This is a genomic window from Arthrobacter sp. E3 (assembly GCF_017353415.1).
GTDB lineage: Bacteria > Actinomycetota > Actinomycetes > Actinomycetales > Micrococcaceae > Specibacter.
Genome location: NZ_JAFMPX010000063.1, coordinates 1 through 10,855 on the forward strand (window position 1 = coordinate 1; position 10,855 = coordinate 10,855).

Sequence of the window (10,855 nt, forward strand, 5' to 3'; positions counted from 1 at the left end):
TCCTCGCAGGGCACCCACCCCCTTTTCATCGCTCCCGGCCGGCCGCAGCACCAAAATGCTCAACTCCAGCCCAAATTCCCGCCGGCACCAGCCCGCCCATCAAAACGCTACTGACCCACACACCTAGTTGGAACCCTTTTCGACGAACAGGCACTCTGCGGGCTTGTGGTTGTCGGACTTCTGTGCCGCAACTTCCTTGCCATCAATGCTGATGGAGCAGGAGATTTCGCCTGTGGCCCCCGAGGCGTACTTGCCCAGAACCAGGATCTTGGTGAACGTGGAGTCTGCTGGCAAGGTGAGTTCTTGGTTGAACGGCAGTTGCTCCGTCTTCATCTCCCCGCCGCTTTCCTTGCCGTCGGCGGTGACCACCAGGGCTTTGACGAGCGCATCGCTCTTTGCGCCTTCAACATGGAGAGTCACCTTTCGCTCAGCGGCAGCTTCTTGGCTGGCCGGGGCTGCCGTGGCGGCAGCCGGCGTAGCGGGATCCATGGCAGGCACAGCGGCCCCCTGCGTTGCATCGACAGTGCTCGTGGAGTTGGCGGCCGGAGCCGGGTCATTCGTGGAACATCCGGCTAGGCTCAGGCCCAGCATCATCAAAGTGACTCCTGCAAAGAGCGGCAGGGAAAGTTTTTTAGCTGATTTCTTCTGAGTGGTCATGTATCGATGATTGCCCACCGGCACCTTGGGGCAAACTTGGCAGGTGGCGAAAAAGCTCGGATTCTCTCATAATCGAGCACATTTAGGCTGCCGTTCATGCTCAAGGATGTGATTCCACTTCCATCGCTTTGCGCGCCGCGCCCTACTGCACTTCCGCATGGCTGCAAGCTTCCTACCGGAAATACCGAGGCTGGCACAGTCCAACCCGAGTAGCTTTTCAAAGAGAAATTTGCGCTATGGCGAAGCTCACAGCTTTCTAATGTTCACTTTGGACGTCAAATCGCAGAATGCAGCAATGCCAGCACGGCTTCGTTGGAAAAATCCACGGCATGGCCACACCGGATGGATTCTGCAGCAGCTTCGGCCAACGCCACGGCGATGACACCTTCTGCCGGGCTGACACGCGAAGGTTTTCCTGATGTGCGGGCTGCGGCAAATTCGGCATTTTGACGTGTGTAGGGACTGTCAGCCACATCCAACTCTGGCAGATAGCCAGCGATGCCGTTTTCGGAAGGTTGTTCATCCTCAATACCGCCAGCGTTGCGTGGAGAAGCAAAGGAGATGATCCCGTCAGGGCCTTCAACGCGCAGGCTCGTGCTGAAGCGCAACGTGTCCGGGCCCCATTCGCCGAGCAACTGGCTGATAGCACCGTTCTGATGCGTCAACTCAACCTGTGCTGTGACGGGGCGCGGCAGTATCCCGTCAACGCTGGGCGGGTCTTGCTCGGCATACACCCGGGTAACGTCACCGGCAAGACAACTAGCCTGGTCAAGATCATGAATCATCTGGTCGCGGACAATGCCGCCGCCTCGCGCTTCGTCGAAGAACCAGGATCCAGCAGCTGGGGCTGCCCCGGCCCGGCTCAGTTCCAATGCGGCCGGAACTCCGACCGCTCCGCTGTCCAGTTGCTCCTTCGCCAATTCGTAGTCGGGGAAGAACCGCACCACGTGGGCTGGGAACAGCCGCACGCCGGCGGCCAGTGCGGTATTGGCCATCACGGCTGCGCGTTCAAACGTTTCAGCCAGCGGCTTCTCGCAGATCACGTCTTTGCCTGCGGCAAAAGCTGCCATGGCGTAGCCATAATGTGAGGGGGTGGGTGTGAGTATCCCGACCATGTCCGAGACTTCCAACAGGGCCTCAAGCGAGCCCACATCGTCAATGCCATATTGCTCGACAAGAGCGGCAGCACCGGACCGTGAATACACAGATACATGAGCCCCGAGTTGCTGCCACCCGGCAATGTGCGCTCCGGCTATGCCACCGGCACCAATAAGACCGATCCGTAGTTGATTCACGAAGACTCCCAAGTGTAGGTGAGACCTGATGCCGGTCAATCATGAGACAGGCCCCACCTTACTACCCGGGGTCATAGGGGACTTCGTCATGGCCCCACATGACATATCCAGGCAGAACAGCTACGGTGAGCCAGACGTGGGCAGCCGAGCTGTGCGATGCATTTCGAGTCGCCATTCAGGCACTTTGAAGGAGAAAACCACATCAAATACCATGCAGAAGTGAGGCATTGATATGAATCTTGATCCGGAAACGACGGCCTTTATCGCCATCCACTGTCAAGGCGACATCATTGGCGCCGACGGTGCCTTTGCTGACTTTTTCCACGACGAAGTGGTGAACCGTGGTGTCGTGAACAAGCTCTCGGGCCTCCTGGACAGCGCCCGGGAAGCGGGCGCAACAGTGATCTACACACAGATCGCGTACAGCCCCGACTACAGCGACTTGAATGCCAACTCCCCACTGCTGCAGATCGCGCGGGAAAGGGGATCCCTCAAGCACGGGGCCCAATCCACGAACTTCATAGAACCACTCACGCCGAAGGAAAATGATCTGGTGGTGACCAATCAACGAGTAGGCGGATTCACACCCGAGCTTGCAAAAATCCTTGCAGCCCAAGGGATCGAAACTCTGGTCTTCGCCGGAGTCGCCACCAACATCTCGGTGGAAAGCTCTGCACGTGCAGCCTCGGACCACGGCTATAACGTGGCCATCGTGGAAGATGCTTGTTCGGCCGCAACCCCGGATGCCCACGCCGCAAGCATCCAATCGCTCGGGCTTCTGGCCTCGATCACGAACTCCAAGGAACTGACCTGGGCACGTTGACCACCTGAGGCAGGATCCTGTGCCGCCACACTACTACTGGGGATGTTGAAGAAATTCAGGCAGGGCCTCGACATAGACGGTTTGTGGCGGTTCCAAGTACATGACGAGAACCCGCTCGCCCACACTGTAAATGGTACTTCCGTCGTAAGGGCGGGCCGGGTATCCAGACGTACCCCCGCGCACCTCCAGCATGACTTCCCCCAGAGTCTGCGGCCCAACGGTGCCCGAAACACGGCCAATTTTCCCCGTCAGGCTCCTGTCCAGCTCGCTACGCATGCCATCAATCCTGATTCGTTGGGGGCCGGCGCTTCAGTGCGGCCGTTAATTCAGGGAGGTAGCTGCCCACCTGTGACATGATCCCTGCGACCATGTTGTTGATGCCGTCTCCGCCGTTGAGCACTGTCAGTTGGCCCACATGCGCGAAGGGCTCCGCCGCAGCCGCCACGATGGCTGGCATGTTTTCAGCCAGCTGCTGGGATATGACGGCGTCCTGGTTCGTTCCCAGCGCCTCGGCACGGGCCTTGATGCCATCTGCCTCGGCCAACGCCTTGGCCTTGATGGAGGATGCAGCCGCGTCGCCGCGGGCTTTCGTTGCGGCGGCCTCAGCCTCGCCGGTAAGGCGTGTCGCTCCCGCGGTGGCAGCAGCCGCCGTCGCGTTGGCCTGCGCTTCCAGCTCGGTCTTTTTGGCCCGGGCCTCTGCAGCGCTGATGTCAGCGGACTTTTGCGCTTCAGCTTCCGTGCGTTGGGAGTATGCCCTGGCGTCGGCTGGCTTGCGGATGGTGGTTTGAAGCTTCTGTTCTTCCCTGTCCGCTTCAAGTTTCGCCACTTCGGTTTCCTGAACCACAACCTGCTGGCGCGCCGTGGCATCTGCCAGCGGTCCTGCTTGGGCGGCGTTCGCACGGGCTGTCTCTGCGTTGGCTTGGGCTGCCGACTGTCTGATGGCTGAGAGGCTTTGTGCATCGGCAATCAGGGATGCGGCTTCGGCTTCTTTTTCGGCTGCCTCCCGGTTGCTGGTGGCCTCTGCAATTCTGGCCTCCATTTTGACTTGCGCGATGTGCGGTTTGGCCAGATTTTGGATGTATCCGGTGGGGTCCTCCAAGTCCTTGATCTGCAGCGAGTCAACGACCAATCCCAGCTTTTCCATTTCCGTGCCGCTGGCACTACGCACCTGAGAGGCGAGTTTGTCACGCTCCCGGATAATCTCCTCCACGGTCATGCTGCCGATGATCGACCGAAGATGCCCTTCAAAAACGTTGTACACCTGGCTTTCCATCTTGGCCTGCTGGCCCAAAAAGCGCCGGGCTGCATTGGCTATAAAGGGTGTGGAGTCCCCGATCTTGAAGATGACAACACCTTGGACCACTACCTGTATGCCCTGTGAGGTCACGCAATTGACCTGCAGCTCGGTCTCGTTCAAGGTCAGGGACAATGCCCGGACAGTCTGCAGGCCCGGGAGTACGAACGCTCCTGTACCGGTGACAATCTTGAAATCCATGCCGTCTGTGGTTCCTGCGCTTCCACGTGTGAACCCGGAGATGATCAATGCCTCGTTGGGCTCCGCCACCTTCCACATCATTTTTCACGGCAGCCCTAAGCAGCAGCGCCACGATGACCAGGGCAACCACCACGACGACGAACGGAATGAACGGGGTGAAGTTTTGCATGACCGAAGTCCTTTCAGCGGTGGAAGCCTCCGTTAAGATGGATTCCACACAACCAAAAATACTCCGCAATTCTTGACTTTAACTGTGCTTTTGCGGGCTACAATTCCTGCGCCTCAACAACTGTCGGAGCTGCTGCTCAGTCCCCCGCCGGCTCAGCAAACCACAGACGCGTTTCGCCGTATTTTTTCTCGGCGAAGCGCTCCAAGGATGCCGGCCAGGCGGGTTCGGGAGTGCGCGCGGAGCGTTCCACCACCACCACGGCAAAGGCACTCAGCCGCGGCCCCAGCAGTTCAAGCACGGCTGAAAGTTCGTCCTCGGTCAGCGGGTAGGGCGGGTCCATGAACACCAAATCCCATTGGTCCACCCCGGCCTCTGCCGCGCGCGCCATGAACGCTTCCACTTTGCTGCGTTGGACGCGCACTACTTTGGTGCCCAGTACCTTGTTGACGAGTTCGGCGTTGCGTTGGCAGACGGCCGCAGCCTTGTCGTTGAACTCCACCAATTCCACCGAGGAAGCCCCACGACTGGCGCTTTCCACGCCGAGGGAGCCAGAGCCGGCGTACAGGTCCAGGACGCGGGTACCGGACAGCATGTTCATGGATTCGAGTCGCGAAAACAACGCTTCCTTGACTCTGTCGGTGGTGGGACGCGTGGCATCCCCCGGCACGGACACCAAGGGGCTGCCGCCCGCAGCGCCAGCAACGATCCGGCTCACGCGCGTGCACCTGTTGTGCCAGCCACGTTGCTTTTGCTAGCCACGTTCAAGGAATGCCTCATTCTTCTCCGTCAGGTACATGTCAATTTCAAGCTTCAACGCGGGATGAAACTCAAGTTCCGGGTCCTTGCTGACAAGGTCGGTGGCGTCATGCCTGGCCCGTTCAATCAGTGCCTCGTCGCGCAGAACACTGAGCATGCGCAGGCCACTGACCCCACCCGACTGCCGCGCCCCCAAGATATCGCCTTCACGCCGCATTTCAAGGTCATTCTTCGCCAGCACAAAGCCGTCGCTGGTGGCGGCTACGGCGTCCAGGCGCTTGCGGCTTGGATGCCCGGGTTCAAGATTTGTCACGAGCAGGCAGGTTCCGGCATGCCCGCCGCGCCCCACACGCCCGCGCAGCTGGTGCAGCTGGGAGATGCCGAACCTGTCCGCATCAAGGACCACCATGAGCGTGGCATTGCGCACGTCCACGCCCACTTCAATAACGGTGGTGGCGACGAGGACGTCGATCTCTCCGGCCGCGAATGCAGCCATGGTGCCCTGCTTATCCTGCGAGTCCAGCCGCCCGTGTAGCACCTCAATGCACTTCCCGGACAGCGCAGGCAGTTCACGCAGGTAGCGCACGACGTCGAGTACCCCGGCCATGGGCCGGCCGTCGCCTTCCGTGGGCGGAATGTCCGCGTCATCGGGCAGCTCGCCGATCTTGGGGCACACCACGTAGACCTGGCGCCCGGCGTCGATCTCTTCACGGGCACGGGCCCACACCCGTGGTTCCCACCCGGGGTGCTCGGCCATGGGCGCCACGTGGGTGGTGATGGGGGTGCGCCCGGCGGGCAGCTCGGTCAGCTCGGATACTTCCATGTCGCCAAACACGGTCATGGCGACAGTGCGCGGGATGGGGGTGGCGGTCATGACCAACAAGTGCGGGGGTTTGAGTGCCTTGGCCCGCAGCGCATCACGCTGCTCCACGCCAAAGCGGTGCTGTTCGTCCACGACAATGAGGCCCAGATCCGCAAACTGCACATTGTCCGAAAGCAGCGCGTGCGTGCCAATGACAATGCCGGCTTCCCCGGATGCCGCCGCCAGCAGTGCCTTCTTTTTGGTTCCGGATGGCATGGACCCGGTGAGCAGCGTTACCTGGGTGGCGTGCGGGCCACCGAGCAATTTCCCGGCCCCCAGGATACCCAGCAGTTCGGTGATGGAATACAGGTGCTGCGCGGCGAGCACTTCGGTGGGGGCCAGGAACGCGGCCTGCCCGCCGGCGTCGACCACTTGGAGCATGGCCCGCAGGGCGACGACCGTCTTGCCGGACCCCACTTCACCTTGCAAGAGCCTGTGCATGGGATGCCCCGCGGCCACCTCGCCAGCAATCAATGTGCCGATCTCCTGCTGCCCGGCAGTGAGCGTGTAGGGCAGCGAAGCGTCAAAGGCGTCAAGCAGCCCGCCCTGGACAGTCGGTCTCCCGGTGGCGTCAAGGTGCATGGCCTCAAAGCGCTTTTGCGCCAGCACCGTTTGCAAGGCCAGTGCTTCCTGGTAGCGGAACCGCTTCCGGGCAGCCGGAAAGGAGTCCATGTCGGTGGGGGCGTGGATTTGCGTGTAGGCCTCCCACAGCGGCATGAGTTTTTCGCGTGCGGCAATGTGCTTGGGGATGGGGTCGGGGATCTTTTCCAGCTCGAGGGCGGGAAGAAGCGTCTGGATGATCTTCTCCGACTTCCAGCTCGGGAAGTTGGCCGTGCCAGGGTAGATCGGCACGGGCTTGGCTGACTGGACCTCAGCCTCGTGCTCGGCCAGTTCGTCGTCAGGCAGCAGGACGTAACCGGGGTTTGTCAGTACCTTGGCACCGTTGTAGAGCGAGACGCGGCCGGAAAACATGGCCAGCACTCCGGGCTGAAGTTCCGCTTTGGCCTTGAAGCCGTTGAAGAAGCTGATCTTCAACCCCGAGGGCCGGCCGGAATTGTCGGTGATGGTGACGTCGCTGATGGTGCCCTTGCGGGTTTGCATGTAGCGCGTCTTCAGCTCCACCACTCGGGCCAGGATGGTGGCTTCCTCATCCACCACCAGCTGGTCAAGGTCGGTCAGGTCGCCGCGGGCCAGGTAGCGGCGTGGGAAGTGGTGGAGCATTTCCCCCACCGTGGTGATGTCCAAGGCCTTGGCCACTGCCTTGGCCGACGGCGACCCAACGAGCCGTGAAAGCTCCCACCCCAGCTCTGGGTAGGGGGTTGCCGGGACGCTTGCCGGGTTGGGCCCGCCGGCGCTAGAGGAGGTCATGACTGTCGTCGGAAGAAGTGGCGGTTAACGCTGAAATGCTGACGTTGCTTGGATCACCCACAGCACGGATGGCGTCCAGCGCCACACCCGAGGAGGGCACATGCACGTGCAGCCGCCACGGGTAGGAACCGTTCGCGTCTGCTTCCTCCGACACGGCGCTCATGATGACGGAGTCGCCAAGGTCATCCAATTCCATGCGCAGCCCGGCAGCGGCCAGTGGTGTTAGGGAGATGCTGCACATGACCTCAACGCCTTCCTGCTCCGGCATGTTGAGGGCAATGTTGGGGTCTTGGACCTTGTAGCCGGACAACCCGTCCAACAAGTCTTCCTGCAAGGGCTCGCCGAGGATCACCGAGCGCAGGCAGTCAAGGATGAGCAGCAGCCCCACACCGCCGGCATCCACGACGTGGGCATGCGTGAGTACTTCCAACTGGGACTCGGTCAGCACTACTGCTTCGCGGGCGGCGTCGACAGCCCCGTTGATGGTCTCTGCCAGTGCATGGTTGGATTCATCACCGTTCTGCCTGGCCCCCACTGCTTTGGCTCCGCGGGCCGCAGCTTCCAACACGGACAAGATGGTCCCCGGCATGGGTTCGCTCAGCGCACTCCAGGCACGCAACTGAGCCCGATGCAGCGCTGCCGCCAGCAGCGGGCCGCTCAGGCGCTGGGCGCCAGCGAGTGGTTCAGCCATGGCCACCAGTGAAACGGAGAGCAAGGTTCCGGAGTTTCCCCTTGCGTGTTCCATCGCCGCCCGCCCCGCGGTGGCCGTGGTGACACCCACGTCCGAAGGTTCGAGGTTCGCCAGTGCCTGCGCTGCGGCCCTGACCGTCAGGTACAGGTTGGTGCCCGTGTCCGCATCCGCCACCGGGTAGATGTTGATGGCGTTGAGCCGGTCGCTGTGGTTGGCCAAAGTTTGTTCGGCCATGGCCAGCCAACGGCGAACCACGGGTGCAGTTGCGGCGATCTTAGACTGCAAAATGATCCCATCCCAGAGCACCGTCCACGGTGCCTTCAAAATTCTGTCCGTCAATGGTCACAGCAACTTCAGCCGCACCCAAAGACCACACCGAGCCTATCCTAATGAAGCCTCCCGGGAGCGGAGTGTTCGCCGGGAACGTAGACAACAATCCATGATCTTCGCCTCCGGTCAGCACCCAAACAAGTGGATCAACGCCCACAAGCTGGGCAGGTTCGATCAGCTCTTCAGCCACCCGTGACAGAACCGCACGATCCAGATCCAGGCCCACGCCGCTCGCTGTTGCCATTCTGGTGGCATCCCTGAGCAGGCCGTCGGAAATATCCATCATGGCTGTCGCGCCAGCGCGCGCAGCCAGCACCCCGGCAGCCAGCGGCGGCTCCGGTCGCGCAAACAGCTGGGCAGCCCGAGCCAGCCCGGGGGTGAAATCCTGCGCTGGAACATGGCTTTCGTGCAGCGCCCAACCAGCGGCTGAGAAGCCCATGTTGCCGCACACCGCAATCTGGTCCCCTGCCCGGGCGCCGCTGCGCAGCACGGGGTCGCGGCCTTCGAGGGTGCCTGTCACGGCGACGGTGACCACGATTTCGCTGCCGCCGGACAGGTCTCCCCCAGCCACCGAGCACTGGGGTGCCCCGAGCGCAACAATGGCGGCACTCAAGCCCTCGGCCAGCTGCTCAACCCAGCTGACCGGCGTCGTGCCCGGCAAGGTGAGGCTGAGGACAATGGCCGTGGCGGAAGCACCCATGGCGTTGATGTCGCTGAGGTTTTGGGCGGCGGCCTTCCAGCCGACGTCGTAGCCGGTGCTGGTGCTGCCGTTGGGCCAGAGCAGGCGGAAGTCCTTGTCCTGGACCTGGGTGTCGATGGAGATGACGGTGCGGGAGTCCGGCGCGGCGATGATGGCGGCGTCGTCGCCGGGGCCCAGCAGCATGGAGCTTCCGGCGTGCAGGCGCGGAAAGATGCGCGCCAGGAGCTCGGATTCGGATAGTTGGGCCACGGTGAGGGTCATGCTTTAACCGTAGCGCCACGCTGGGACATTGGCGGAACGTTGGAAGCATAACACCGTGCTCCCCGAAAAATATTCCCTTAGGAATTGCTTCCCGTACGGACAATCATCCAGATCCACCATTCATATGACCTATTTATTCCGCAACGATAGTTCCAGCGCAACGGGTCTCTCGCCCGTCAGCCCTCAGCCTAATACTTGGGACATTGTCGATATATATTCGCGGGCCTCTCTCCGTTCTCATAACAAAATAGAGGCATCGTCAATCTGGTAAAATGCGTGACATATCCCCTAATTCTCGCACCCATCGCGACACACGCTTGTAAAATCGCGTAATAGTCACCTTTTGCGACTGCACGGTTCAAGATGAGCTATGGTCACAAATCAATCAGGACAAGTCCCAGCACCTGAACCCGAAGAAACTGGCAAGGCGAGTGACACACTCTCCCAGTTGGTGGCGAAAGTGCTGGATCAGCTTTCATTGAGCGCATGGCTTCCAGCCGCTGCCCTAATCTTGTGCACTGCGTTCATTTTCGAGTTAGGAATGATACTCGACGGGTCTTCCACACCCTTAAACCCCGCCGATACACTACGTGAGGCATTGACTTCCATGGCAGCCATTAGTTGGGGCGGCGCCGGCCTATTCATCGTTGGAATCGTAGTCGTCACCGTTATCAGTCAAGCATTCGAATTTGAAGCCATCCGCATACTAGAAGGATATTGGGGGACAAGTCTCGTCGCAGAATTTTTTGCTAAGTGGCGCTGCGGCAAATATCGAAAAGAGCGAAGAAAACTCGCAGCAAAGTACAAGCAACAACAGAAACTCGCATGGAAAGGGGCCCGCAAAAAAATACGAAAAGTTCAAACCTCATTGATCTTAAAAGGTCAATCACCTCGTATTTCAGAAGATATGATATTAGCTATTGGCGCACAGGCACTGGGCAAAGATAGCACCATTTCCCTAGAACAAATTGACAAAGAATTTATCAGTAGGTTCAATTGGGAGAAATGGGCTCCAGGTGAGCCACTGCGACAGCGTATTAATATCGACAAGCGACTTAGGGATTTCCCAGCTGATGAGCGCGTTCTTCCTACCCGCCTCGGGAACGTCTTGCGGTCTTACGAGGACAAAACAAATCGACGCCCTGTCGAGAGTTTCATACAAAAAGTATTTGATTTACTGCCAGTGTCGCTCCGCGGGGAGCATGATGAGCAGCGAAGTAGGCTCGACCTGTACTGCTCCATGGTGTTCATTTTGGTACTTGTTGGCTTGATCGCCGGTGTCCGCCTTGGTGTGGGGCACCCTTTTTGGGGCGCAGGAGCTCTAGTAGAGCGTCGCTTCTAATTTCCTTCTGAATGCTCGGGGTAAAGGTGGCGCAGCTTGATGCGGGCGTCTGCGGTCGTGAACTGCCAGTTGACCTGCCGCTGGTCTGTGTTCGTTGCTTCCTGCC

The 10,855-nt window shown here is 60.2% G+C and carries 10 protein-coding genes; 2 read left to right on the forward strand and 8 right to left on the reverse strand.

Going from position 1 to position 10,855, the window contains the following annotated elements:
* Nucleotides 1-123 precede the first annotated feature (123 nt).
* Both JMA46_RS16420 and JMA46_RS16425 read right to left on the reverse strand, forming a co-directional pair.
* Nucleotides 124-657 (reverse strand): hypothetical protein, encoded by a 534-nt coding sequence (locus tag JMA46_RS16420; protein WP_207346424.1) that lies wholly within the window; start codon nt 655-657, stop codon nt 124-126.
* A 275-nt stretch (nt 658-932) separates the two neighbouring features.
* Nucleotides 933-1,952 carry a Gfo/Idh/MocA family oxidoreductase gene (locus JMA46_RS16425; protein ID WP_207346425.1) on the reverse strand — a complete coding sequence of 340 codons (1,020 nt, stop codon included), beginning with the start codon at nt 1,950-1,952 and terminating at the stop codon, nt 933-935.
* A 232-nt stretch (nt 1,953-2,184) separates the two neighbouring features.
* Between JMA46_RS16425 and JMA46_RS16430 the strand changes: the two genes are divergently transcribed.
* Nucleotides 2,185-2,775, forward strand: coding sequence for a cysteine hydrolase (locus tag JMA46_RS16430; protein WP_207346426.1), 591 nt, complete (start codon nt 2,185-2,187; stop codon nt 2,773-2,775).
* Nucleotides 2,776-2,808: 33 nt separating this feature from the next.
* Here the strand turns inward: JMA46_RS16430 and JMA46_RS16435 are convergent, their stop codons facing one another.
* The 6 genes from JMA46_RS16435 to JMA46_RS16460 form a co-directional block, all read right to left on the reverse strand.
* Nucleotides 2,809-3,051 (reverse strand): hypothetical protein, encoded by a 243-nt coding sequence (locus JMA46_RS16435; protein WP_207346427.1) that lies wholly within the window; start codon nt 3,049-3,051, stop codon nt 2,809-2,811.
* 4 nt (nt 3,052-3,055) lie between these two features.
* The gene (locus tag JMA46_RS16440; RefSeq protein ID WP_247647390.1) at nt 3,056-4,351 is read right to left on the reverse strand and encodes a flotillin family protein; all 1,296 of its coding nucleotides are present in this window, start codon (nt 4,349-4,351) and stop codon (nt 3,056-3,058) included.
* Nucleotides 4,352-4,575: 224 nt separating this feature from the next.
* Nucleotides 4,576-5,154, reverse strand: coding sequence for a 16S rRNA (guanine(966)-N(2))-methyltransferase RsmD (gene rsmD, locus JMA46_RS16445; RefSeq protein ID WP_207346428.1), 579 nt, complete (start codon nt 5,152-5,154; stop codon nt 4,576-4,578).
* A gap of 36 nt (nt 5,155-5,190) precedes the next feature.
* Nucleotides 5,191-7,425, reverse strand: coding sequence for an ATP-dependent DNA helicase RecG (locus JMA46_RS16450; protein WP_207346429.1), 2,235 nt, complete (start codon nt 7,423-7,425; stop codon nt 5,191-5,193).
* On the reverse strand, nt 7,412-8,350 hold the full coding sequence (locus tag JMA46_RS16455; protein WP_207346432.1) for a DAK2 domain-containing protein: 939 nt from the start codon (nt 8,348-8,350) through the stop codon (nt 7,412-7,414). Before JMA46_RS16455 ends, JMA46_RS16450 begins: the two co-directional genes overlap by 14 nt.
* Before the next feature lie 40 nt (nt 8,351-8,390).
* Nucleotides 8,391-9,407 (reverse strand): thiamine-phosphate kinase, encoded by a 1,017-nt coding sequence (locus JMA46_RS16460; RefSeq protein WP_207346430.1) that lies wholly within the window; start codon nt 9,405-9,407, stop codon nt 8,391-8,393.
* Between the two features lie 370 nt (nt 9,408-9,777).
* On the opposite strand from JMA46_RS16460, the gene JMA46_RS16465 reads away from it, so the two are divergent.
* Complete coding sequence (locus tag JMA46_RS16465; RefSeq protein WP_207346431.1) at nt 9,778-10,749, forward strand: hypothetical protein; 972 nt, start codon at nt 9,778-9,780, stop codon at nt 10,747-10,749.
* The last annotated feature ends 106 nt before the right edge of the window (nt 10,750-10,855 follow it).

Coding starts and splice junctions, on each gene's coding strand:
- JMA46_RS16420 (WP_207346424.1), bottom strand. CDS start 657: ATGACCACTCAGAAGAAATCAGCTAAAAAACTTTCCCTGCCGCTCTTT.
- JMA46_RS16430 (WP_207346426.1), top strand. CDS start 2,185: ATGAATCTTGATCCGGAAACGACGGCCTTTATCGCCATCCACTGTCAA.
- JMA46_RS16435 (WP_207346427.1), bottom strand. CDS start 3,051: ATGCGTAGCGAGCTGGACAGGAGCCTGACGGGGAAAATTGGCCGTGTT.
- JMA46_RS16440 (WP_247647390.1), bottom strand. CDS start 4,351: ATGATGTGGAAGGTGGCGGAGCCCAACGAGGCATTGATCATCTCCGGG.
- JMA46_RS16450 (WP_207346429.1), bottom strand. CDS start 7,425: ATGACCTCCTCTAGCGCCGGCGGGCCCAACCCGGCAAGCGTCCCGGCA.
- JMA46_RS16455 (WP_207346432.1), bottom strand. CDS start 8,350: ATGGCCGAACAAACTTTGGCCAACCACAGCGACCGGCTCAACGCCATC.
- JMA46_RS16460 (WP_207346430.1), bottom strand. CDS start 9,407: ATGACCCTCACCGTGGCCCAACTATCCGAATCCGAGCTCCTGGCGCGC.
- JMA46_RS16465 (WP_207346431.1), top strand. CDS start 9,778: ATGGTCACAAATCAATCAGGACAAGTCCCAGCACCTGAACCCGAAGAA.